Here is a 23,608-nt window from a genome sequence, read left to right on the forward strand (position 1 = left end):
AATTTTCAATGGCTTTTTTCTACCCCAAATTGCGAACTTTATTGTACACTATCAACTTGAAGATACATTTTTTTTAATTGAAGTGTTTTTGAAAAGCGAACGGTTCAATAAATATATAAATGTAATAAACCGCCCTGAAACTTTTTTAACAGAAGAAGAAAAACTTTTGCAGCTTGATTTGGAAAAATTTCAGGCTGTCCATAAAATTCCGCCGTCAAGATTCAAGGTTTTTAAGTATTTGCATGAGCGGCTTGAAAAAGAAGTTTCGGAAAAGGAACTTATATCGCTTTTGTTTGGAAGCTATATTCCAGAAAAGCGAGCAGTTTTGTTTTCGTATATTTGTGAGCTGCGAAAAGCCTGCCGAAATGAAAAGTCTGTAAAAATCTGCATAAACAGAGAATACAAAGGCCATTATTCAATGCGAATTACTCTGCCTGCGGAAAAAGTAAAGTCGCTAAACAACAAGAAAAAAATCAGCGGATATTGGCTTTTATAAAAGCGAGTTTTAAATCCTTTAGTTTTTCTGTCATGGAAACTTTGTAAATATGCGGATTCAAAATTCTCTTGAACGAAGGATCTAGCGTTTCAATTTCTTCCATCATTCTTCGTCTGCTTATTTTCAGCTGTTCAGAATCAGAAAGACGTGGCTCTGTTCTTTTGCCGTTTTCAAGCCGCTTTTTTAGCATTGGTTTTATATTTGATGCTGTAAACGAAAACTGCCTGTAGTCAACCATCGGATGAAAATAGCGGTATTCTTTTCCGGCTTCTAAAGTTTCCCCGTCAAGCGCCAAAATGTCTGCGCGCGCCATTCCTTTTTCATCATAAAGCCTGAACACATTTTTTATTCCAGGATTTGTATTCTTTGAAGGATTGTCGCTGAATTTCATTGTAGGAACAAAGTCGTCTCCGTTTTTCTTTGCGGCAAGCTTGTAAACTCCTGTAAAGCTGGATTCTGTTCCGCCTGTTACCATGTGTGTTCCAACGCCCCAGCTTGCAATCGGCGCATTTTGCTGAACAAGAGTTTCAATTATTTCTTCTGTTAAGTCATTGGAAACACAAATGAATGCCTGTGGAAATCCTGCCTTGTCAAGTTCCTTTCTTACTTCGGCTGTTAAGTATGAAATGTCCCCGGAGTCAAGACGCACGCCAAAGTTGTAGCCTTGCTCAACGAGTTTTGCTCCTGCCTTTATTGCGTTTTTGATTCCGCTATTTAAAGTGTCGTAAGTGTCAATTAGGAAAATTGTCTTGTTTGGATAAAGCTTTGCATAAGCTTCAAATGCTTCAAGTTCGCTTGGAAACGACATTACCCAGGAATGCGCCATTGTTCCCATTACAGGAATTCCGTATATTTTTCCTGCAAGAGTGTTGCTTGTTCCTGCGGCTCCTCCGATGTATGAAGCTCTTGTTGCGCTCATTCCGCCATCTGGACCTTGTGCTCTTCTAAGACCAAATTCCATTACATTTCCTTTTTTGCTTGAAAGCCAGACTCTTGCGGTTTTTGTTGCAATCAGGCTTTGGAAGTTGCAAAGATTCAAGACAAGTCCTTCTATTATCTGGGCTTCAATTAAATTTGCGTGGATTCTTACAAGCGGTTCCTGCGGAAAAATAACAGAGCCTTCTTCAAATGAATATAGGTCGCCGGAAAATTTAAAGTCTTTTAGATATTCAAGGAAGCCTTCTTCAAAAATGCCTTGGTCTCTTAAATAGCAAATTTCATCTTCGTCAAAAGAAAAATCTTCAAGGGAATCCAAAAGCGGTTCGATTCCTGCAAAAACACTGAATCCGCCGTTAAAAGGCTGTCTTCTAAAAAACATATCGAACACAACTTGATGGTTCATGTTCTGTTTCCAATATCCCTGCGCCATTGTAAGTTCATAGAAATCTGTGAAAAGAGCGCTTTTGCTGAATGTTGAGTGCATAATCGTCCTCCAAAAATATTTTGATTTTGGACGGTTTTCTTTAGAGTGCACAGACAGCATCTGCTGAACACAACCGGCGTCCTTTTTTTAGAATATCATTTTACGATTTAAAATTCAATTACTAGGACGTTTGCAAAATTTGTAAGTTGCCCAGGCTCCAAAATATCGTCCTACAAATCTGCTTGCCGCCGCCTTGAATTTCCATTTGAAAAATTTCATGGAATAAAGTTTTCCTTTGCGTGAACATTTTATTGCGTCCAATACAGTTTTTTCAGGTGAAAGTCCATGTCGTACTTTTTTTCTTGCGCCTCTTGAAGCAACGTCCGCAAATTCTGTGCTTACAGGGCCAGGACACAATGCGGTAACTTTTATTCCTTTGTGCTTGAGTTCAGCTGCAAGCGCAACAGAAAAAGTTAACACATAGCTTTTGCAAGCTCCATAGACTGCAAAGTTTCCGAGCGGCAAAAAAGATGCCAGGCTTGCAACGTTTATAACCCGCGAGCCGTTTTGCATAAAGGGAAGCGCGAATCCTGTTATTCCGGTCAGGGAAGTGCAGTCAAGATCAATCATTTCCATTTCGCGCATTGTGTCAGTTTGCGCAAATTCTCCGTAAGTTCCAAAGCCTGCATTGTTTACAAGAACGTTTATTTTGAAATCGCCTTTTGTTTTTTCATTTTCAAAAAGCTCTTTGATTTTTAAAGCACCTTGAATTCCTGAAATGTCAATTGGAAAAATTTTTACTTCTGGAAATTTTATTTTTTTTTGAAATGCTTCTTCTTCGATTTGCGCTTTTAATTCTTCGAGCCGCTCTTTTCTTCTTGCTATAATCCAAAGTTCATCGCTGGAAAATTTTTCAAACTCCGAGCTTTCACGGGCAAGCAGTTTTGCAAACCAGAATCCCATTCCGCTTGAAGCTCCTGTTACAATAATTATTTTTTTCATATTCTGATTGTAGCAGTTTTTTTTTACAACTCCAAGATGAAACGATAGACTTAAATCAAAAGCTAAATTATAATTTCTGCTATGAAAAAAGTTGCGCTGAAATTTCTTGCATTGCTGTTTATTTTTTTTCCTTTATATTCAAAAACTTCCGCTGAAAAACTTTTTGACAACCTTTCTGAAATAGAAAAAATTTCGCAGATTTTTCTTGTCAATGTTGAAGGCAATGAAATTTTTCATCCAGTGGAATTTCTTGAAGATGGAACTGCCGTTGTTCCCGGCGGAATTCTTTTGTTTTCTTATAATATTGGAAATTCTGAAGAGCAGCTGAAAAATTTTATTTCTTCAATAAATTCTTTTTATAAAAAAAATAAAAGTCCGCTTCCGTTTATTTCAGTTGACCAGGAGGGCGGAGAAGTGAACCGGTTAAAAAAAATTACTTCGCATCTTCCATCGGAAAAAAAAATCAGTGAAAATTATACATTGCAGGAAGCGAAATCCATTTATTCAAATCAGGCTATGCAGATGAAAAAACTTGGAATCACGATGAATCTTGCGCCTGTTGCTGAATCTGAAATTGAATCAAATAAATTATTTTTAGGAACAAGAACTTTTGGCGGTGTTCCAAAGTCAGTTGCATACAGCATGGTTTGCGTAACTGCTTACGAAGAAAACGGAATTGCTTCTGTTGCAAAACATTTTCCGGGGAATGCAAATTCAGATCCTCACACTGGCTCTGTAGAAATAACGCTTTCGTCTTCTGAAGTTTTCAAGAATTTTATTTTTCCATTTGCATTGATTTTAAAATCGAATCCGTCTTGTGTTTTGGTGAGCCATGCAAAAATAAATTCCCTTGATGAAAATCCGGCTTGCATGAGCAGTTTTTGGATAAAAGAAATTCTCCAGTCGCGTCTTGGCTTTGAGGGGCTTGTGCTGAGCGATGATATTTTTATGGGAGCGCTTTCTGATTTGCCTCCAGAGCAAGTTGCCGCAAATGCTATAATTTCTGGGGTTGACGTGATTATGCTTAGCGGAAAAAAATTTCTTTCTGTTGCGCAGTCGCTTTTAAAGCTTGCTGAAAATGATGAAGTTTTTGCAAATCGTCTTTACGAAGCAGAAAAAAAAGTATTGGACTTTAAATTGAAAAAGGGGATTATAAAAATTGAAGAAAAATAAAACACAAAAAGTTTTTGGACAAGAAGCATTCGAGCATTTCTATTCTGAAATTTTTACCGAACGTTGGGATATGTTAAAGACTGCTCTTGCACAGGAAACTTTGCACGCAGAATTGTCCTATAAAAATTGTGAAAGTTATTTTTTAGATCCTGCAAGCATTGTCGCTGCTCTTTGTTTGCCTGTAAAAGATTCTGAAAAAATTCTTGACTTATGTGCTGCTCCAGGTGGAAAAACTTTAGTTCTGGCAGGAAACAAAAATGACGATGCTGTGCTTTTTTCAAACGAACGCTCTCCTTCAAGAAAAGCCCGTCTTTCAAAAGTTGTAGAATCTTCACTTCCGCTAGAAATTTCCTGCAATGTAAAAGTCAGTTTAAGTGACGGAGCTTCTTGGTGCAGGCGTGAATCTGAATGTTATGAAAGCATTCTTTTGGATGCGCCGTGTTCGAGCGAACGTCATGTTTTGAATGATAAAAAATATCTTGAGCAATGGACTCCTTCACGAATAAAAACTGTTTCAATGGAGCAGTGGGCGCTTCTTTCTTGCGCGTACAGATTGCTGAAAAAAAACGGTTTTCTCTTGTATGCGACTTGCGCTTTGTGCCCGCAGGAAAATGACGGAGTTGTTTCAAAATTGCTGAAAAAATTTCCAGATGCGAATATTGCTTCAAAAGATTTTATGAAAGAAATTTTTGATTTAAATAGAAAGTCTATAAAAGCTGATATTTTGTGTCCGAAAAATTTCTCTCTTGAAAATTATTTTTCATTTGCAGAAAAAACAGAATTTGGATTTCACATTTTGCCCGATAAATCTTTTGGCGCAGGTCCGCTTTACTTTTCCTTGATAAAAAAATCGTAGTTCATTAATTTTTGCCAAGATGCTTGAATTAATTGAATTTTGTTTTGAATTGATTTATAATTTTAGAAATTGAAAAAAGTAAAGGACGTTGGATTATGTCTAAGCACGAAAGGAAACAGAGTCTTATAACGGAAATAGAAGAGCAGCTTAAAGAAATCAGAGACGTTGATATTCTTTTGGAAAATATTTTGACTGGCGCGCGTAAAATTGTCAATGCCGACGCTGGTTCAATTTATGAGTACGACAGCAAAGAAAATAAGCTTTGGATTCGTTACAGCCAGAATGACACAATGCAGAACCGCCTTGCTCCTGGGGAAAAACTTTCGTACACATCTTTTTATCTTGTTCCTACAAATCAGTCAATTTCCGGATACTGCGTCCTTTCCAAAAAGCTTGTAAATATTCCAGATGTCTATAACTTGCCTGATTTTGTTGATGAAGAAAAAAAAGAAGTCAGGCTTTTTGAATTTAATTCGGCGAATGATGAAAAAACTGGCTATCACACAAAGTCGATGCTTACAATTCCGCTTATAATGACAAACGGAAAAGTTCTTGGAATTCTTCAGATTATAAATGCCAAGGATGAAGACGGAAATGTTATTCCTTTTGACAAGGATTCTGAATTTTATATTTCCCAGTTTGCCGCGAAAGTCGGTTCGATTTATGAATATGCTTATCTTACAAGACTTAATGTTGACCGCCTTGTAAAAACTGCTGGCTTCCGTGATCCAAAAGAAACTGGCGCGCACGTTGAAAGAGTTTCCCGTTTTTCTCTTGAAATATATGACCGCTATGCTTCGAACAAAAAAATTCCAGAGAAGGAACGAAACAAATTCCGTGATAATCTCCGTCTTGCCGCTCGTTGCCATGATGTAGGAAAAGTTGCGATTCCAGATGAAATTTTAAAGAAGCAGGGAATCCTTGATGAAGATGAGCGCGATATTATGAAAGGACACACTTGTGTTGGCGCGCAGATTTTTACTCCTGTTGAAAACGATTTGGATATAATGGCGCGCGATGTCTGCCTTCATCACCATGACCGCTGGGACGGAGGAAACAAAGGCTATCCTGGAAACTTTGACTACATGGATTATATTCCTGCAACAAAAATGCCGCATGAAATTGAACAGGCTTTAAAAGAAGATAAAATTCCATTGGCGGCAAGAATTGTTTCACTTGCGGATGTTTATGATGCGCTTCGGCATAAAAGATGCTACAAAGCTGAATGGAATGTTGAAGATACATTCAATGAAATTTTGGAGCAGCGCGGCCATCAGTTTGACCCGGAACTTGTCGATGCCTTTATGCAGATAAAAGACCGCTTGGAAGATATTAACAGCGCAATCAGCTGAACTAATTTTCTAGTAGGGCAGAGAAGGCGATTTTGAATTTCTCAAAGTCTTTTCCGCTGTAGTTTTTCCATTTTCCGCCAGTCGAAATTCCAAGACTTTTCATTTGAATGCTTAGCTTGCGTTCTTCTATAAGGTACTCAAGGTTTTCTTTATTGAAAACAGTTCCCTTGTCATTCATAACTGATATTTTTTTGTTAAAAATTCTTTGCGCTAAAATCAAGTCTCTTGTTACAACTATGTCGCCTGGCTTGGAATTTTCCACTATAAAATCATCTGCGGAATTTTTTTCTTTGGAGCATATTTCCATTTTAAAAAGCGGATTGTTAAATGAAAACGGGATATTTTTGTTTGCGGCAAAAGTTACTTTTATATTTTTTTTTGCAGCTAAATTTAAAATGAATTTTCTCGCATTTTTTTCGCACGAATCTGCGTCAACAAAAATCATTCCAATGCTCCGCTGATTTGTTCTATTATATTCTGCGCAATTCTTTCTGCTTTTTCATCATCTTCGGTTGGAACTGCTTTTGAAAGCGAAATAGATTTTTGTTTTTCCTTGTAAAGTTCATCTACGAGCGCGATTCCAGATAAAATGCTTATCTTTAATGGATCTTTTACGTCGGAAGAATTTTTTATGGATTCAGTGATTTCTTTGTAATAAGATAAAAGTTTTGCAAGATAGGCATCGTCTTCTGAAGCTTGTGCTGAAAATGATGCTCCGAGCAATTCAATTTGAAGTTTTCCCAATGCAGTTTTTCTCCTGCGTATTAGAAAATATCAAACTGTCCGTTTAAATCTGTCTGCGGCTCAGCCGGATTTTCTTGCTCTTGTTTTGGCTCTTCCTGCTGGAAAATTTGCGGTTCTGAAACAACTGTTTGCTCTGATGTCTGCTGTTCAGAATTTGTATTTTCTTCCTGCGGAATCTCGTTTTGAACTGGCTGCGGTTCTGAAGAATTTTCACTGCCAGTTTGTCCGCCTTGACCGCTAAGAATCGCATCCTCAACAAAATCAAGACGGTTTAGTGTTTTCAAAATGCTTTCCTCGATTTTTGCCTGTGTTGATTCAATTGTAGAAACCAGCTCCGTTTTTTCAGAAAACGCTTTTGTAAGCTCGGCGCATTTACTACGCAAAGCATCGTTTTCAGATTCAAGCTGCGAAACTTTATCAGTCAATGAACTGATTTTTTCAACAGCAGCTTCTACTTTTTCCTGCAACAACAAAACTTGATCGAGTGTAATCATTTTTTATGCCTTTACTGCGTTTTTTGCAACTTCAACAACAGCCTTGAATGCAACTGGATCTTCGATAGCCATATTGCTCAATGCTTTGCGGTTGAGTGTAACACCAGCTTTTACAAGACCGTCAATAAAGCGGCTGTATGACATTCCTTCAGCACGAACTGCCGCATTGATACGGGCAATCCAAAGGCTTCTGTAGTCACGCTTTTTAAGTTTGCGTCCAACATAAGAATGGTCAAGTGCTTTTACAACAGCGTCTTTTGCAGCTTTGTAATTTGATTTTCTGTCGCCTTTAAAGCCTTTTGCAAGCTTCAAGAGTTTTACACGGCGGTTTTTACGTTTTGTTCCATCTATCGCTCTAGACATCTTTTACTCCTAAAATCAGCCGTATGGAAGCTGCTGTTTGCGGATTCTTGCTGCTGAATCTTCTGAAAGGATTCCTGCATGGCGCAAGTGCATCTTTCTTTTTGGTGATCTCTTTGTCAAAATATGACGAAGATTCATTTTCTTGTACTTAACTTTTCCAGTACCAGTTAAAGAAAAACGCTTTGATGCGGATTTCTTTGTTTTCATCTTAGGCATAGTTTTACCCCTGCTTTTTGACTTTTGAGTTCAAGGTCATAGACATGAATCTGCCTTCCATTGCGGCTGGCTTTTCGATTGCATAAGAACCTTCAACAAGTCTTTTTTCAACTTCTTTCAGTACATCATAACCAAGTTCTGTGTGTGCAAGCTCACGTCCGCGGAAACGGATTGTAACTTTCACTTTGTCGCCCTCGTTTAGGAATTCCTGAACATGCTTTGCTTTCGTGTCAAGGTCGCCTGCGCCGATTTTAGGCTGCATACGAATCTCCTTGAGCTTGAGTACTTTCTGGTTCTTTTTGGAGTCACGAAGCTTTTTCTCCTGTTCGAACTTGTACTTTCCGAAATCCAGTATTTTACAAACCGGCGGATTTGCATTTGGCGAAACTTCTACAAGGTCGAGGTCTCGATCCTTTGCCATTCTGAGGGCTTCAATTGTAGGGACAATTCCCTTCTGTTCACCTTCATCATCAATGAGTCTGATCTCCCTTACGCGTATCTGTTCATTTACGCGCATGCCTTTGTTGTCTGCCAATTATCCTCCTAGAGTATAAAATACTCGTATAGCATAACAAATATTTTATCAGAAACTATAGAACTGTGTCTAGTGAATTTTCTTTTCTGAATGTAATTTTATAGAAAATAAATGTTGCCACAGCGAAAATAACTGCAAGCGCGATATGTGCAAATCCAAATATTTTAAAGTACCACAAGGTTTGAATTGCCGGCAATACAGATGAAATTATAACGAATACAATTGCCAAAATTGCGGTTTTATTTTTTTGTTTGGATTTTATGCTGATTTTTATTTTTAAATATAAAGCCTGCGCAAAAAATGCTGTGCAAATAAAAAGAATCGGATTTTCAAATAAAAAGAAAAAAGAATGTTTTTCAGGACTTGAAATCGATGTATATGGAAGAAAAATTGCATAAAATGAAGCTAGCAGCGGGAATGCGGCTGTGGCTTTGTATCTTGTTTCGTCTTTTGAAAATAAATCCCAAAGCGCGAATAAAAATGCTGGCGGCAAAAGCGTTGTTTTTAGTATGTGCAGAAAATGCTCAAAAAAGCCAGATGTGGCGACGTATGCTGAAAAAATAAAATATTCCTTGAAAATTGCCGAGACAATTCCAGCTGTAAGTCCGATTGCAATGGGGGCAAAGAAACTTTTGAAGCTATATTCAGTGTGAATGCAGCAATAAAAAACAATTGCCGCCGGAATCGATAAAATTAAAAATGAGTACATATTTGCTTAGTTTAGCGGCAAAAAACTTTTTTTTCAACAGTTTTATCAGCATGAAAAATTTTGCGCATAAAAAAACGGAGAAACTTCATATAAAATGAAATTCCTCCGTGTGATAGATAAAGAATTTTATTTCTTTACTGGACTAGTCCAATGCGTGTCCTGCTGAACCAAGAACGTCAATATTTTTGTGCATGTACATTTTCTTGAGCTCTTCGCGTGCAGGTCCGAGGTATTCGCGCGGGTCGAATTTGTCCGGGTGCTCTGCAAAGAATTTGCGGATTGCGGCTGTCATTGCGAGGCGTCCGTCTGAATCGATGTTGATTTTACAAACTGCTGACTTTGAAGCCTTGCGAAGCTGCTCTTCTGGAATTCCAACTGAATCAGGAATTTTTCCGCCGAACTGCTCAATGATTCTTACATATTCCATTGGAACAGAAGATGATCCGTGGAGTACGATTGGGAATCCTGGAAGCTGTTTTTCAATTGCTTCAAGAACATCGAATGCGAGTGGCGGTGGGATAAGAACTCCGTCTGGACTGCGTGTGCACTGTTCCGGTGTGAATTTGCATCTTCCGTGAGAAGTTCCGATTGAGATTGCGAGAGAGTCGCATCCTGTCTTGCTTGTGAAGTCAACAACTTCTTCCGGCTTTGTGTAGTGGCTTTCTGCTGAAGCAACTTCATCTTCAACACCTGCAAGAACGCCAAGCTCAGCTTCTACTGTAACATAGTCTTTCTGTGAGTGGGCATATTCAACAACTTTCTTTGTAACAGCGATGTTTTCTTCATAAGGAAGTGAAGAGCCGTCAATCATTACAGAAGAGAATCCATTGTCAATGCAGTCTTTTGCAACTTCAAAGTTAGGACCGTGGTCAAGGTGAAGAACGATCGGAATGTCGCATCCAAGCTCATGTGCGTATTCAACAGCTCCGCGGGCCATGTTGCGCAGAATGTACTTGTCTGCATAAGCTCTTGCGCCCTTTGAAACCTGAAGGATTACAGGCGATTTTGTTTCAACGCAAGCCTGAATAATTGCCTGCATCTGTTCCATGTTGTTGAAGTTGTATGCTGGAATCGCATATTTACCTTTCATTGCCTTTGCAAACAAATCTTTTGTGTTTACAAGTCCAAGATCTTTGTAACTGTACATATTAGCTCCTTGTATCCGGAATGTTCGGACTTTTAATAATAGAATAAAACATTTAAATGCAAAATTCAAGACTGAAACAAAATTACAGGGTTTCAGCATAAAAAATAAAAACTGAATTCTTGTGAATTGAAAAATACCTTATAAATCATTTGACAAAAAATGATTGTGTAAATATAATAAACGTTGAAAATTTAGTTGATTTTTTTTTAATCAGTTAAATAAAATAAAAACTTGGCGATACATGAAAAACAATCGTACTCAAGGAGATTTTTAATGAAAAAGGGCGTAGTCATTTTAGGTAGCCTGATTCTTGGACTTGCATTCTGCGTGCCGGCAGTAGCTCAGCCAAGCTCTAAGGCTGTTGAAACAATTGTTATCGACAACTTCGATACAGATATGGAATGGTCTTGGGCTGTTCAGTCTAGCCGTTTCATTGCTGAAGGCTATCCAATTTTGAAAAAATTTGAGGGAATTCCAAATTCATTGATTCCTTACCACAAAGATTCAGATCCTGCTGCGATGGTCTTGGGTGTAAAGGCAAAATATGACCGCAAAGGCGATAACTGGTTTGAAGTTTATCCTTCTAAAGATGATGCAGCTTATGAAATTCCTTTTGTAGGAACTGTTACTCAGGTTGACTTTTGGGTTTGGGGCGCAAACTATAATTACAGGCTTGAGCTTCTTATCCGTGATGCTGACGGCCGCGTTCATGCTCTTAAAGCTGGAAACCTTATGTTCAATGGCTGGAGAAATGTTGTTGTAAATATTCCTGGATATATCCGCCAGCATTCAAGAATCCGCTCGGGAAGAACGAACATGAGTTTTGTTGGATTTAGAATCCGCTCAGATGCAAACGAAGCTGTTGATGACTATGTTATTTATTTTGATCAGTTGAAATATACAACAAACACACTTGCAAACGTATACGATGGATATGCTTTGAAAGATGCGGATTTCGGCGAGTCAGAGACATCATCTTCTGATAATACAGAAACAACAGTTCAATAATAGAATAAAGGTGGAATACAAATGAAGAAAATAAGTTTTGCTGTTTTAGCGTTGGCTGCTGTTTTTGCTGGAACTGCTTTTTCTCAGACAGACAACCTTTCTGAGCCGGACGCATCAAATATCGGAAACGACAGTGCTCGCCAGGCTCTTCGTGAGGTTAGTGTAGACCGCTTCGAAAGAGAAGGTTCTTGGAATGTTCATATTTCTTCTGACAACGGTGTTATTACAGGACGTTTGTTTGAAGGAAGCCCTGCTGCAAAAGAGGAATTGAATGATTCTGGAAACCAGCAGATTGAAGATACAAAAGTTCTTGGTGTTAAAGTTGAATTTTTCCGCCGAGGTATAAATTCTTTCTATATCACAGCTGCTCGCCCAATTCCAATTGAAGGCGTTACAAAGACAGTTTCTGTTTGGGCTTGCGGACGTAATATGGGACACCAGCTTTGGCTTTTGGTTCAGGACTACAATGGAAATAATTTTGAAATCTGGATGGGTTCATTGGAATTCAGCGGATGGAAAAAGCTTACAACAGCTATTCCTCCTTCTCCAGACAGCGAGCATGGAATTGTTCAGCAGAGCGTATACCATGGCGACAAGCCTGGTCTTCGCATTGTTGGATTCCGCGTAGACTGCAACCCTATGGAAGCAAGAGGCTCTTTCTATATGTATCTTGATGACATGAGAGCTGTAACAGATCTTTATGACCTTGAAAACAAAGATGAAGATGACATGATGGATAACTGGTAGTCTTTTTCCAGTTGTTCAATCGGCTGTCCTAGAAGTTGTTTAGGCTTCATACGGGGCAGCCTTTTTTTTATGCAAAATTAACAAGGAATATTTATGGTTCAAACTGCAAATAAAAATGCGATTCCGGCTGCAAAAAAACTTCTTGAGTATCTTTATGAAATTTCTGGAAAAAAAATCATAACAGGCCAGCATACTCAGACTGTGCCAATGGAAGAAATAGGCTACATAAAATCCATTACAGGAAAAGAGCCTAAGCTTAGAGGTTTTGAGCTTTTGGCTTATTCTCCAAATATAAATTACGCTGAATCTGATTCCGAGTGCCTTACCGAAGTTGAAGAAAATAAAAATACAGTTGAGCAAGCGTTAAAGTGGGCTAGTGAGACTTCTGGAATTTTGACTTTTACTTTCCATTGGTTTTCGCCGCTCGGGGGAAAAGATAAAAGTTTTTATTCAAAAAATACTGACTTTGACGCGGAAAAAGTTCTTATTGAAGGCACGGAAGAACGTAAAAAATTCTTTAGCGACATGGATTCAATTGCGGAAATTCTGAAAAAATTCAGCAATATTCCTGTGCTTTGGCGTCCGTTCCATGAAAGCTACGGCGACTGGTTTTGGTGGGGAGAAAAAGGACCTGTTGTTGCTGGCAAGCTTTATGAAATTATGTTCGATTATTACACGAATGTTCACAAACTGAACAATTTGCTTTGGGTTTGGAACAGCGATGTAAAGGAATCGTATCCGGGAGATGACAAAGTTGATGTAGTTTCAATTGATGTTTACCGCCCTGAATACGAGCCGACGGATTATTCAGCTGAATATTTTAAGCTTTGCGAAGGTTCTTCAAAAAATAAAGTTTGCGCTCTTGCGGAAGTCGGATACATTCCAGATGTTTCAATTCTGGAAAAAACTCACATTCCTTGGGCTTATTATATGACTTGGTCAAAAGAATTTTGCATTGGCGAAAAATACAATACAAAAGATTCGCTTATAAAAATGTATGAAAGTCAGTATGCTGTAACTCTTTGATTGTTTCTTTTTGGGAATTTATATATAATTTTGCCATGTTTAACAGTCTGACTGGAGTTGTTACCGGAAAATTTCCGCAGAAACTTTTTATAGAAACAAATGGAATTGAGTGGGACGTTACAGTTCCCGACACTTCGCTTGAAAAAATTCCATCAGTTGGAAGCAAAGGACGCGTTTTTGTCTGGATGCAGCACACTGAAAATCTAATGTCGCTTTTTGGATTTGCCACGGAAAATGAAAGGGCTTTGTTTTTTGATCTTTTAAAAGTTGACGGAATCGGACCGAAAGGCGCAGTTAAGATTATGAGCAATATTTCTGTTGCGGCTCTTGCTGAAATCCTTGATAGCGGAGATGTTGATGCGCTGAAAAAAGTTCCAGGAGTCGGACCTAAAACTGCTGGGAAAATTATTTTGAGCTTGAAGGGAAAGCTTTCGTTTGCTTCAAATGAAAATATGTCCGGCGCAGTTATAAAAAACAATGCCTACGCTGACGTAATTGACGCGCTTGTGAGCATGGGATATGACCGCGCAAAGGCAGAAGATGCAGTTTCAAAAATTTCTTCAGAGTTTCAGTCTGATGAAAAATTCTCGTTGCTTAGCCAAAATGCAAAAGAAGATTCAGTATTTAAAAAATCAATTCTGGAGCTTGCAAGATGAATAAAAGTGTAAATGCCAGAAGTTCTTATATAAAAAAGCCTTCTGAAGAAGACGAAATGAATATCGTCACGCAGCTTGCGCTTCAGGCTGCTCAGGGAAAATCTGCTGAATCTTCTGTTAATATTGTGCGCGCGGATATTGCTTCCGCAGATGATATTCAGGAAAATTCTTTGCGACCTGCTCTTTTAGACGAGTTCCTTGGGCAGCAAACGGTAAAAGAAAATCTTAGCGTTTTTATAGATGCGGCGCGAAAACGGCAGGAAGCTTTGGATCATTTGTTTTTGATTGGGCCGCCTGGACTTGGAAAAACTACTTTGGCGCAAATTACCGCAAATGAGCTTGGTGCGGATTTTAAAGTTACAAGCGCGCCTGCATTGGAAAAACCAAAGGATCTTGCAGGAATTCTTTCAACAATTTCTCCGCGTACTGTTTTTTTTATTGATGAAATTCACAGGCTTAAACCTGCAATTGAAGAAATGCTTTATATTGCAATGGAAGACTATGAGCTTGACTGGGTTATCGGTCAAGGCGCCGCTGCAAGAACTGTCAGAATTCCAATTCCGAAATTCACTCTCGTAGGCGCGACAACAAAAGCCGGCATGGTTTCAAGTCCGCTTATAAGCCGCTTTGGAATTATACAGCGTTTCAGTTTTTACACGAAAGAAGAGCTTGCTTTGATAATCCGGCGTTCTGCAAAAATTTTAAATGTTCAAGTTGAAGACGATGCGGCTTTGCTTATGGCAGGATGCTCCAGAGGAACTCCGCGTGTTACAAATAGAATTTTGCGGCGCATGAGAGATTTTGCGCAAGTTGAAGGAAGCGGCGTTATTACAAAGTCAATTGTGAAAAAAGGTCTTGAACGTCTTGGAGTTGATTCTTTGGGACTTGAAAATTATGACAGGGAAATTCTTCTTGCGATTATAAAAAAATTCGGCGGAGGCCCTGTTGGTGCGGAAACTCTTGCTATTTCAATTGGAGAATCGATGGACACTCTTGAAGATTATTACGAGCCTTATTTGATTCAGTGCGGACTTTTGCAAAGAACTCCGCGCGGAAGAGTCGCCACAGAAAAAGCTTACAATCACCTTGGAATTTCTTTTGAAAGAAATGCAAAGTCAGATCCAGCTTTTGATTTTTAAAACAAACAACTTTTATTTTTAGGAAAAATATATGAAGACCAGTGACTTTAATTTTGATTTGCCGGAAGAGCTTATCGCGCAGAAACCTTCTGGAATCCGTGGAAATGACAAGCTTATGTTTTTAGATAAATCGACGGGAAAAGTTTTTCATTATGCCATGAAAGATTTAGTTGATTTGGTTGAGCCTGGCACTTTGATGGTTTTCAATAATAGCAAAGTCCGCCGAAGCCGATGCTATGGAATAAAAACAGACACGGGCCGTGAGCAGGAATTTATGTTTTTAAATCAGACTTCACCTGAAGGAAATGTCTGGAACACGATGGTTAAAGGCGCAAAAAAAGTTAAGCCGGGAAACGTATATAAATTTCCAGATGGAAGCGAAGGCACTATTGTTTCAGACTCAAAAAATGATGGAACTGAATTTAGGTTTATAGAATTTCCGTTTAGGCTTACAGAAAACTGGTTTGAAAAAAACGGGCACATTCCGCTTCCGCCTTATATCAGGCGTGAAGATGACGATACAGACAGCGATCGGTATCAGACTATTTATGCAAGAGAAACTGGAAGCGCGGCTTGTCCTACGGCGGGACTTCATTTTACAGAACTGGTTTTGGAAAAACTTAAGGAAAAAAATGTTGACCTTGAATGGATAACGCTTCATGTGGGGCTTGGAACTTTTCTTCCTGTGCGCGCGGATAATATTGAAGAACACAAAATGCATGAGGAATTTTATACCGTTCCTTATGATGTTGCAGAAAAAATCAATTCAGCAAAAAAAGAAGGCCGGCCGATTCTTGCTGTTGGAACTACAAGCGTAAGAACTTTGGAAAGCGCTTCGGATGAAAACGGAATTGTCCATGGCGGAACTAGAAGCACGAATATTTTTATGTATCCTGGATATAAATTTAAAGTTGTGGATCAGATGTTTACAAATTTCCATACGCCGGAAAGCACGCTCATTATGCTTGTGAGCGCATTTGCTGGACGCGAAAATATTTTGAATGCATACAAAACAGCAGTTGAAAATAGATACAGATTTTTTAGCTACGGAGACGCAATGCTTATAAAATAATGCGTTATAAAATAACGAGCAAATTTCAAATGCGCAGTTTTATTTTTACATAAGCTGTTCAAAAGAATTTCGGAGCAGATTTAGAAACTGGGCTTTTAAAATCAGTTCTGAATCTGTTATTTTATTCTGCTCAACAAAAATTTTTTTTGCGCTGTCAATCAAATCGTCGATTGTTTTTGCTGAAAGCGGAAGCCTTGTTCCAATAATTCTGTTTTCAAATTCCGGCGAATAGAAAAAAACTTTTCCTGCAAATGCTATTCTTATTTTTGCAATCATTCCGCGCTGTGTGTCTGCAAGAAATGCAAAACTTGAGGAAAGTTCGTTTATTGTGTTTGAAGGTCCGACTCTCTTGAAAATTTCAACTTCCCATTCATCAAGCGGAATTCTTATTTTTGTCAAAATGTGTTTTTCAGGAATTCCTGTGAATTTGTTAAACGGAATAAAAAGAGTTTCATTTTGATTTTTTATTTCCAACCGCGCGTTCAATGCGAGCAGTGGAGCCCAAAGCGTGTATTTAAAATCTTTTGCGCAAATGTTTCCGCCTAAAGTCGCAATGTTTTTAATTTGCTCTGTGCCGATTGATTTTAAAGCTTTTGCAAGAACTACCGGAAGTTTTTGTCCTCCTGCTAGAATCGCATTTGCAATTGAAACTGCGCTGCCGAATTCTATGTGCCGCTCTTTTTTGTCTATGATGTTCAGCTCTGGAATCATTCTAAGCGAAACAGATTTGTCTTGAATTTTTTTTAGCTGTGTACAGCCTGCAAGAAGCTGAATTTCGTTTACGCTTTTTATGTGATAAAAAACATCGGATAAAGTTTTTGAAATAAATACAGTTTTACTTTTTGGCATTTGAACTTTTTTCCTCTCTTGCGTGTTTTGCGGCGACTGCGTAAAGAATTCCATTTGTCAGTGTTGAAAAATCTGTGCAGCATGAGTCCAAATTTTTTATTGCTGAATATATTTGATCCAAAGTCGGGCGATAGTAATTTTTTAAAATAGTGTAGGCTGTAAAAATCTTTCCGGCGTTGCAGTATCCGCATAAATTTATTCCTGCCTTGGAAAATCCTGCGATTATATCTTGATAGCACGGATTGCTTTGAAAATATTCAAGAGTTACAATGTGGCAGTCGCGGGCAATTCCAACTGGAATAAGGCAGCTTGCGGCGGATTTGTCGTTAAGCAAAATCATGCAGTTTCCGCACATTCCTTTTTGGCAGCCGCATTTTACGCTGTAAAGTTTTTCCTTGCGCAAGACAGACAGCAGGGATTCTGTTGGCTCTGCGGAAAGAACTATTTTTTTATTGTTCAGATACAGCGGAATTTTCATTTTGAGTTTCCTCCTTTTCTGCCAGCTCTTTGTTTTTCTGTTCGGCTTCTTGTTCTTTCTGCATTTTTATTTTTGCCTTTTGCTCTTTGATTTTTTTGTAGAGTGAATCAGTTTTAAGCGGAAGTGAATTTATTGTGCAGTTCAATGCTTGCGTTAGAGCCTGTGTGTATGCGGCTGGAATAACCTGATGAACAAGTTCTCCTATTTGCGACGGATCTTTTTCTGACTGCATAAAGGAAATTTTTATATTCTTGCATTCAACTTTATCATCTTCAAGAAGCGATGAAAGAACTTTTTGAATGCCAAGTTTCACAGTGGAAGTTGCGGCTTGAATGTTAAGAATTTTTCCGCCGTTCAAAATAAGATTTATGCTTCTGATTTTTTCACGGTATGTGCATGGATTTATTTCCAGTTCAATTGCGGCCGCTGCAAAAGATGTTGAATGAAACGGCTTCCCTGAAAAAGTTTCGTTGCTCCATTCTGTTTTTTTTACGGAAGCAGTTTTCTTTTTTACTTTGAATGGAAGCGGCTCGTCTGGTTTTCTTCTTTTTATTGCGAGACAGCATTTCTTTAAAAGCGAAGTCATTATGCTTATGTTGCTGTATACATTTTCTGGAAGCGGCGGTTCTTCTCCGTTGCTGAACACTGAATTTATTTTTACGCAAAGAAGCGGAATGTTTAAAATCTCTGCGGCAATTCCTCTCCATATTTCATGCACAGAATTTGAAACTGGAGGGCAGTGTATTGTTAAAACGGATTCCGTTTCAAGTGTTACTTCAAGAGTGTGGCTTCCGTTGTAGATTTCTGAACCGTAATATCCCGCGCCTTCAAAAGCACATGAAAATCCAATTCCACGCATTGGAGATGAAAAAACTGAAACGTATTCTTTCGGACCGCTTCCAAGTTTCCAGTTCATGGCGTCAAGTCTGTAGGACGCATATTTTCTGTTGAAATCACTTTGCTTGGAAAGCGCTTCAATTGTCTCGTTGAATTTTTCAACTTCAAAAAGAAACTGCGCTTTGGGAATTTTTCTTTTTGTAAAGTCTATTTTCAAATGGTTTTTCTGCCGGAATTCTAAAGGTGTAAGATTGCATTTGTTGCACAGTTCATTTATCTGGTTTTCAACAGCAAAAAAAGCCGCAGAGTCAATCAGCTGAATGTCAACAGAGGACGCAGGATTTAATGAGCTTTTCGCAGTTGCCGTTATAAAAATATTTTTTGGATTGTAGCAGCCGCATGAAGCAATTGAAAGCCTGTCGATTATTTCCTGAGCAAATGGATTTGCAAAACCAGCGTTTACTTCAATTTGAATTTTCATGGCTTCAATAATGCCTTTTTCATTTACCGCGGTTTTGTGACGAATTGAAATGGGCTGCATCTTGTTCAGGAATTTTTCCTGCTCGCTTCTTGTGTAGACAAGTTTTACAGGATGTCCTGTTTTTTTTGCAGCAACAGCAGTCTGGCAGGCAATTATCGAATTGTACCAAATACTGTTTGTTCCTCTGTTTGTTGAAGTTGTTTTTCTTATTGTTATTGATTCTGGAGGAATTGCAAGAGCTTCTGAAGCTATGTGCCTTAAATTGTTCAGCCATTGCGTTGGCGTTGAAATTGTTACGGAGTTATCTTTCCAAGAGCACATCGCTCCATTTGGCTCTCCGTAGTCTGGAGTCTTTAATGCATAGCGCCATTCGTTTTCTGCAACATATTTTGCTTCTTCAAAAATTTTTTCTATGCAGGCTTCGTCATCTGATTTTTCAAAACAAGGACCGAACTTTATAATTCTCTGCGCAAGTTTATCTGAAAAAAATTCTTCTTTGATTTCCTTGATGTTTTTTAGTTCTTCATTCTGAATTTTTATTTCTTTTTTTGTTTGCTTTTTGCTGGAATTTTCAAGAGCTTTTGCATTGATGTCAAATTCATCTGGAAGGTAATCTTCGATTGTGTTTGTGTCAATTGTCAAAACAAGCTCATCAAAAAGCGACTGCAAAACAGCTTCGTCAGGACCTGCTAAAAGCGCAAGCGGCTCTCCTTCATACGAAATATTTCCTTCGCAAAAAATAGGAATTTTTCCTTTTGAAGTATCGACTAAATTTGTGCCGGGAACATCGCGCGCAGTTACAAGGCTGTAGCCATCCGGCAAATTTGGATGCGAAACTGACTTTACAATTCCTTCGCTTACTGGACTTCTTACAACCATTGCAAAGTACATATTGTCCATTGTAAGGTCGCTGTAAAATTCTTTCTGAAAAGAAATTTTTGAATTTTTCTTTGCGTATGAAGCTTTAGGCATGATATTTTTCTCCAATATCTTTCACTGCCTGAATAACGTAGCTGGTCATTTCTTCAGTCATGTCCGGCCAAAGCGGAATTGAAATTGATTCCTGGAATTTTTTTTCAGCCTCAGGAAATTTTTCTTTTGTAAAATCAGGGTAGAGCTGCTTCCAGTATGAAAAGTGAAAAAGCGGAATAAAATGCACGCTGATTCCGATTCCCATTTCTTGAAGCATAGAAGCAAATTCATTTCTTGTGCATTTTAACTTTGAAAGCTCAAGCCTCAGAATGTAAAGATGACAGGCGTCTCCTTCTGAAGTCGGCGGAATTTTTACAAAGTCCATTTTTGAAAAAGCGTCATTGTATTTTTTTACATGGATTTTTCGCTTTGCATCGAGAATGTCTGCTTTCTTTAGCTGAACTCTTGCTATTGCAGAAAGAATGTCCGGCAAGTTGCTTTTGAATCCTGGAGCCACGATGTCGTATTCCCAGCTTGCCTTGTTTGAAGTGTATCTGTCCCATGCATCCCGGTTCATTCCGTGAAGTCTCATCTGAAGAATTCTTTCAGCAGTTTTTTTGTCTTTTACAGAAACCATTCCGCCTTCGCCGCAGGTAATTGTTTTTGTTGCGTAAAATGAAAAGACTCCTGCATCTCCGATTGCTCCGGCAAATCCAAGGCTCGTCTTGCTTGGAAACGAATGCGCGCAGTCTTCTATTACTTTTACATTGTATTTTTCAGCAAGCTCCATTATGCGCTTCATGTTGCATACATTTCCTGCAATGTGAACGGGAACTATTGCGGCAACATTTTTTCCCTGCGGACTTTTTAAAATCTCTTCAATTTTTTCTGGATCTATTGAATAGTTTTCTTTTTCAATGTCGGCAAAATAAACGTCAGCTCCAAGATGGCGCGCGCTGGCTGCTGTGGACACAAAAGTGTAGGGCGTGGTTATAACGGCTTTGCCTGTTTTTACGCCAAGAGATTCCATTGCAAGAATCATTCCGCTTGTGTTGCTGTTAACGGCAAGAGCGAACGGAGAATTTATTTTTTGCGCAAATTCTTTTTCAAATTCGTGTGTTTCTTTTCCTGTTGTAAGCCAGCCGCTTCTTAGAACTTTTGCGCAGGCTTGTTCTTCTTCTTCTGAAATTGATGCTTTAAAAAAAGGCACGTTCATTTTTTTTAGTTCTGTTTTTTGCTCGTTTAAATTCATTATAAAACCGCCTTTGCATAAGACTTTTTATTTTTTTCTGATGCGTTTTCTTCGTGCTTGTAAAATTCATCAAGAGTTGGAACTGCTTTTCTTAGGATTTTTTTCAGCTCGCCGCTGTTCCTGTAAAGTTCTTCTTTTCCTTTTGAAAGCACGCAAATTGGCTTTAAAGAATTAATCAATTCATCAAGTGAAAAATTTTTGGGTGAAATATTTGTGAGTTTTAAAATTTTTTTGTATTCCGTCGGCTCTGGATTTTCTTCTTTTAGCCACAAAGGTTCTTCCAGACGTTCTCCTTTTCTTGCTCCGATAAACTGAATTTTTATTTCTTTGTCCGGCGTAAATCCAGAAAACTTTATAACCTGTTTTGCAAGCTCCAGAATTTTTATAGGCTCTCCCATGTCCAAAAGATACGATGCTCCGTTTGTTCCAACGCCTCCAGTTTGAAGCACAAGAGAGCAGGCTTCTGGAATCGTCATAAAGTAACGTTCCATTTGCGGGTCGGTTACAGTTACAGGGCCTCCGTTTTGAATCTGCTCCATAAAAATAGGAAGAATCGAGCCTCTGCTTCCAAGAACGTTTCCGAAACGGACGAACATAAACGCCTGGTTTTTCTTTGCTTTTTGCGCAGCCTGAATTACAAGTTTTTCACAGAGCATTTTGCTTGCGCCGTAAACGCTTACAGGCTCAACCGCTTTGTCTGTTGAAATAAGCACAAACTTTTCAGTTCCAGACTCAAGAGCTGCATCAAGAAGATTTTTTGTTCCGAACACATTGTTTTCAATTGCGGCAATCGAATTTTCTTCCATCATTGGAACGTGCTTGTATGCGGCGCAGTGAAAGATAACATCAGCATGCGTGTGCGAGATTATGTACTTTACATATTCCTCGTCTTTCATGTCGCCGATTATGGGAACAATTGAAGCCTTTTGTCCTACGCCTTCATTTTGAAGAACGTGAAGCTCCCTGTAAATATTTACAATTGAATTTTCGCCGTGTCCAAAAAGATAAAGCCGTTCTGCTCCGCCTGAAAGAAGCTGACGTGCAAGCTCGCTGCCGATTGAGCCTCCCGCGCCTGTTATGAGAACACGTTTTCCTCTTAAATATGAAAGGCTTTTTGCAAGCGGAATCGTTACTGGAGTTCTTCCTAAAATGTCCAGCGGATTTATGTCTCGCGCTTGAATTATGTGGGCTTTTTCGTCAATTACTTGGCTTATTGAAGGCAGAATCTTTATCTGAAGAAAACCGCATTTTTTTAGAGAGGAATAAATTTTTCTGATTCTTTCAACCGGCGCGCTTGGAATTGCAATTATGGCTTGATCTGCTCCGTTTACCCGCAAAACGTCTGCGATGCTGTCAATCGGTCCTAGAACTGGAATGCCGTCAATTTTTGTTCCTATTAGATTTTTGTCATCATCGAGAAACGCAGAAACTGTTCCAAAGACTTTTTTTTTCGCAATGTCGTTTGCAATCATCTGTCCGGCAAAGCCTGCGCCTATTATGTATAGTCTGCCTTCGATTTTATTCATTTTCCCCTCGGATAGTCTAGCAGTCTACCATATAATGTTGATTTCTTCAATGTTGGCTTTTTGCAATGCAAGATTAGCTTTCGGAGATTTTCTTTACTTCAGTTATGAATTCCTCAAGATTTGTAAAATGGCGGTACACACTTGCAAACCGGATGTATGCGACTTTGTCTACGGAATTAAGTTTTTTTAGAACAAGCTCTCCGATTTCTTCTGTTGAAATTTCGCGTTTTAGTTTTCCGGCTGTATAAGCTTCGTCTTCAATTTCGTTTACAATCAAGTCGATAAAGTCTGTTGAAACCGGGCGTTTTTCCAGCGCGCGTTCAATTCCCTTGGCGATTTTTTTTATGTCAAATGGCTGTCTTCTTCCGTCGCGCTTTACAACCATAAAAGGTTTTTCTTCTATTTTTTCGTAGCTTGTGAATCTGTGTCCGCACGAAATGCACTGTCGTCTTCTTCTTATGCTTTCGCCGTTTGCCATTTGCCGTGATTCGGTAACTTTGTCGTCAAAACTTCCGCAGTAGGGGCATCTCATTTTTTCCCTCTCTATTTACTGCTTCCCACAACCGAGTGAAATTGTAGCCAGTGAGTTATGTTTAGACTATAATTCTAGCCCGGCTAAATGTCAAGAAAAAAAATGCAATTATTGCGATTAGCAGTTTTTCTGTTATTGCCATTGTTGATGCTCCTGTAAAATTGAAATATATTTAATCTGCCCATTGATATTTGCGTATCAACGGACAGCGGAAACTAAGCATCCAGCCTTAGAAAACTGGTCAAGAATGAACTTTAAAAGTTCTAGCAGAAAAACTAACAAGGAAATTTTGTCTGCTCTTGACCATGCTTTTTTCTTATTAAACAAAAAATCATTATAAGTTCAGAAAATACAAAACTTTATCAAAGAACGCAGTCAGCGTTAATTTTCAGCTGAAAGACAGTCATAAAGAACTGAATAATATGAAAAGTTTTGAACTAAGTTTCTGATAAAAGTTATCTCTGTTACGAATACGAAGAATCTTTTCAAATGTTTTTATAATTATGGATAAAAATAGTAAAAAAAAATAAAAAAACGCTTGACATAATAAATTGCCAGTGATATAGTCTTCTTCACTTACATAAATCACCGTTATTTGACAGTTTAAGGGAAGGAAAGAAGAAACGACAGAAGAGCGTACAGG

Annotated in this window: 26 protein-coding genes; 10 read left to right on the plus strand and 16 right to left on the minus strand. The window is 38.5% G+C overall.

Annotation, left to right across the window (positions count from 1 at the left end; all coding sequences use genetic code 11):
* Positions 1–88: 88 nt before the first annotated feature.
* Positions 89–496, plus strand: a complete 408-nt coding sequence (locus Q0N70_RS11320) for a hypothetical protein (protein WP_294016832.1) — start codon at positions 89–91, stop codon at positions 494–496.
* On the opposite strand, the gene Q0N70_RS11325 is transcribed toward Q0N70_RS11320, so the two are convergent.
* A complete protein-coding gene (locus Q0N70_RS11325; RefSeq protein ID WP_294016834.1) occupies positions 474–1,919 on the minus strand; it encodes a nicotinate phosphoribosyltransferase in 1,446 nt (481 codons plus the stop codon). The genes Q0N70_RS11320 and Q0N70_RS11325 overlap by 23 nt on opposite strands.
* 114 nt (positions 1,920–2,033) lie before the next feature.
* Positions 2,034–2,861, minus strand: coding sequence for an SDR family oxidoreductase (locus Q0N70_RS11330; RefSeq protein ID WP_294016836.1), 828 nt, complete (start codon positions 2,859–2,861; stop codon positions 2,034–2,036).
* Between the two features lie 81 nt (positions 2,862–2,942).
* Between Q0N70_RS11330 and Q0N70_RS11335 the strand changes: the two genes are divergently transcribed.
* The 3 genes from Q0N70_RS11335 (at position 2,943) to Q0N70_RS11345 (ending at position 6,242) form a co-directional block, all read left to right on the plus strand.
* Entirely contained in the window at positions 2,943–4,034 is a 1,092-nt protein-coding gene (locus tag Q0N70_RS11335) for a glycoside hydrolase family 3 N-terminal domain-containing protein (protein ID WP_294016838.1), read from the plus strand.
* The gene (locus tag Q0N70_RS11340) at positions 4,021–4,890 is read left to right on the plus strand and encodes an RsmB/NOP family class I SAM-dependent RNA methyltransferase (RefSeq protein ID WP_294016840.1); all 870 of its coding nucleotides are present in this window, start codon (positions 4,021–4,023) and stop codon (positions 4,888–4,890) included. The genes Q0N70_RS11335 and Q0N70_RS11340 overlap by 14 nt, the downstream gene beginning before the upstream one ends.
* A 95-nt stretch (positions 4,891–4,985) precedes the next feature.
* Entirely contained in the window at positions 4,986–6,242 is a 1,257-nt protein-coding gene (locus Q0N70_RS11345) for an HD domain-containing phosphohydrolase (protein ID WP_294016842.1), read from the plus strand.
* A 1-nt stretch (position 6,243) separates the two neighbouring features.
* Here the strand turns inward: Q0N70_RS11345 and Q0N70_RS11350 are convergent, their stop codons facing one another.
* From Q0N70_RS11350 to Q0N70_RS11385, 8 genes are all read right to left on the minus strand, one after another.
* On the minus strand, positions 6,244–6,687 hold the full coding sequence (locus tag Q0N70_RS11350) for a DUF188 domain-containing protein (RefSeq protein WP_294016844.1): 444 nt from the start codon (positions 6,685–6,687) through the stop codon (positions 6,244–6,246).
* Positions 6,684–6,986, minus strand: a complete 303-nt coding sequence (zapA, locus tag Q0N70_RS11355) for a cell division protein ZapA (RefSeq protein ID WP_294016846.1) — start codon at positions 6,984–6,986, stop codon at positions 6,684–6,686. Before zapA ends, Q0N70_RS11350 begins: the two co-directional genes overlap by 4 nt.
* Positions 6,987–7,006: 20 nt before the next feature.
* Complete coding sequence (locus tag Q0N70_RS11360) at positions 7,007–7,480, minus strand: hypothetical protein (RefSeq protein WP_294016848.1); 474 nt, start codon at positions 7,478–7,480, stop codon at positions 7,007–7,009.
* A gap of 3 nt (positions 7,481–7,483) precedes the next feature.
* A complete protein-coding gene (gene rplT, locus Q0N70_RS11365; RefSeq protein WP_013701256.1) occupies positions 7,484–7,843 on the minus strand; it encodes a 50S ribosomal protein L20 in 360 nt (119 codons plus the stop codon).
* A gap of 15 nt (positions 7,844–7,858) precedes the next feature.
* Complete coding sequence (gene rpmI / locus Q0N70_RS11370; RefSeq protein ID WP_013701257.1) at positions 7,859–8,059, minus strand: 50S ribosomal protein L35; 201 nt, start codon at positions 8,057–8,059, stop codon at positions 7,859–7,861.
* Positions 8,060–8,063: 4 nt separating this feature from the next.
* Complete coding sequence (infC, locus tag Q0N70_RS11375; protein WP_013701258.1) at positions 8,064–8,594, minus strand: translation initiation factor IF-3; 531 nt, start codon at positions 8,592–8,594, stop codon at positions 8,064–8,066.
* Positions 8,595–8,649: 55 nt separating this feature from the next.
* Positions 8,650–9,303: a hypothetical protein gene (locus Q0N70_RS11380; RefSeq protein WP_294016851.1), complete on the minus strand. Its 654-nt coding sequence runs from the start codon at positions 9,301–9,303 to the stop codon at positions 8,650–8,652.
* Between the two features lie 142 nt (positions 9,304–9,445).
* Positions 9,446–10,450 carry a class II fructose-bisphosphate aldolase gene (locus Q0N70_RS11385; RefSeq protein WP_276781067.1) on the minus strand — a complete coding sequence of 335 codons (1,005 nt, stop codon included), beginning with the start codon at positions 10,448–10,450 and terminating at the stop codon, positions 9,446–9,448.
* A 273-nt stretch (positions 10,451–10,723) separates the two neighbouring features.
* Here Q0N70_RS11385 and Q0N70_RS11390 point away from each other — a divergent pair, with 273 nt between their 5' ends.
* The 6 genes from Q0N70_RS11390 to queA all read left to right on the plus strand — a co-directional run bounded on the left by Q0N70_RS11390 (position 10,724) and on the right by queA (position 16,098).
* On the plus strand, positions 10,724–11,458 hold the full coding sequence (locus Q0N70_RS11390; RefSeq protein WP_294016855.1) for a flagellar filament outer layer protein FlaA: 735 nt from the start codon (positions 10,724–10,726) through the stop codon (positions 11,456–11,458).
* Positions 11,459–11,479: 21 nt separating this feature from the next.
* Positions 11,480–12,205 carry a flagellar filament outer layer protein FlaA gene (locus Q0N70_RS11395; RefSeq protein WP_294016857.1) on the plus strand — a complete coding sequence of 242 codons (726 nt, stop codon included), beginning with the start codon at positions 11,480–11,482 and terminating at the stop codon, positions 12,203–12,205.
* Between the two features lie 93 nt (positions 12,206–12,298).
* Positions 12,299–13,231, plus strand: coding sequence for a glycosyl hydrolase (locus tag Q0N70_RS11400; protein ID WP_294016859.1), 933 nt, complete (start codon positions 12,299–12,301; stop codon positions 13,229–13,231).
* A gap of 35 nt (positions 13,232–13,266) precedes the next feature.
* Positions 13,267–13,887 carry a Holliday junction branch migration protein RuvA gene (gene ruvA, locus Q0N70_RS11405; RefSeq protein WP_294016861.1) on the plus strand — a complete coding sequence of 207 codons (621 nt, stop codon included), beginning with the start codon at positions 13,267–13,269 and terminating at the stop codon, positions 13,885–13,887.
* The gene (ruvB, locus tag Q0N70_RS11410; RefSeq protein ID WP_294016863.1) at positions 13,884–15,026 is read left to right on the plus strand and encodes a Holliday junction branch migration DNA helicase RuvB; all 1,143 of its coding nucleotides are present in this window, start codon (positions 13,884–13,886) and stop codon (positions 15,024–15,026) included. Before ruvA ends, ruvB begins: the two co-directional genes overlap by 4 nt.
* A 31-nt stretch (positions 15,027–15,057) precedes the next feature.
* The gene (queA, locus tag Q0N70_RS11415) at positions 15,058–16,098 is read left to right on the plus strand and encodes a tRNA preQ1(34) S-adenosylmethionine ribosyltransferase-isomerase QueA (protein WP_294016865.1); all 1,041 of its coding nucleotides are present in this window, start codon (positions 15,058–15,060) and stop codon (positions 16,096–16,098) included.
* Between the two features lie 45 nt (positions 16,099–16,143).
* Here queA and Q0N70_RS11420 read toward each other — a convergent pair whose 3' ends face one another.
* The 6 genes from Q0N70_RS11420 to nrdR all read right to left on the minus strand — a co-directional run bounded on the left by Q0N70_RS11420 (position 16,144) and on the right by nrdR (position 22,965).
* Positions 16,144–16,947: an FAD binding domain-containing protein gene (locus Q0N70_RS11420; protein WP_294016867.1), complete on the minus strand. Its 804-nt coding sequence runs from the start codon at positions 16,945–16,947 to the stop codon at positions 16,144–16,146.
* Complete coding sequence (locus Q0N70_RS11425) at positions 16,934–17,425, minus strand: (2Fe-2S)-binding protein (RefSeq protein WP_294016869.1); 492 nt, start codon at positions 17,423–17,425, stop codon at positions 16,934–16,936. Before Q0N70_RS11425 ends, Q0N70_RS11420 begins: the two co-directional genes overlap by 14 nt.
* A complete protein-coding gene (locus Q0N70_RS11430) occupies positions 17,397–19,715 on the minus strand; it encodes a xanthine dehydrogenase family protein (RefSeq protein ID WP_294016871.1) in 2,319 nt (772 codons plus the stop codon). The genes Q0N70_RS11425 and Q0N70_RS11430 overlap by 29 nt, the downstream gene beginning before the upstream one ends.
* Positions 19,708–20,907, minus strand: a complete 1,200-nt coding sequence (locus tag Q0N70_RS11435) for a DegT/DnrJ/EryC1/StrS aminotransferase family protein (RefSeq protein ID WP_294016873.1) — start codon at positions 20,905–20,907, stop codon at positions 19,708–19,710. The genes Q0N70_RS11430 and Q0N70_RS11435 overlap by 8 nt, the downstream gene beginning before the upstream one ends.
* On the minus strand, positions 20,907–22,433 hold the full coding sequence (locus Q0N70_RS11440; RefSeq protein WP_294016875.1) for a nucleoside-diphosphate sugar epimerase/dehydratase: 1,527 nt from the start codon (positions 22,431–22,433) through the stop codon (positions 20,907–20,909). The genes Q0N70_RS11435 and Q0N70_RS11440 overlap by 1 nt, the downstream gene beginning before the upstream one ends.
* Before the next feature lie 73 nt (positions 22,434–22,506).
* Positions 22,507–22,965, minus strand: coding sequence for a transcriptional regulator NrdR (nrdR, locus tag Q0N70_RS11445; RefSeq protein ID WP_294016877.1), 459 nt, complete (start codon positions 22,963–22,965; stop codon positions 22,507–22,509).
* Between the last annotated feature and the right edge of the window lie 643 nt (positions 22,966–23,608).

Origin of the sequence: uncultured Treponema sp. (assembly GCF_945873775.1) — a bacterium.
Classification (GTDB): Bacteria; Spirochaetota; Spirochaetia; order Treponematales; family Treponemataceae; genus Treponema_D.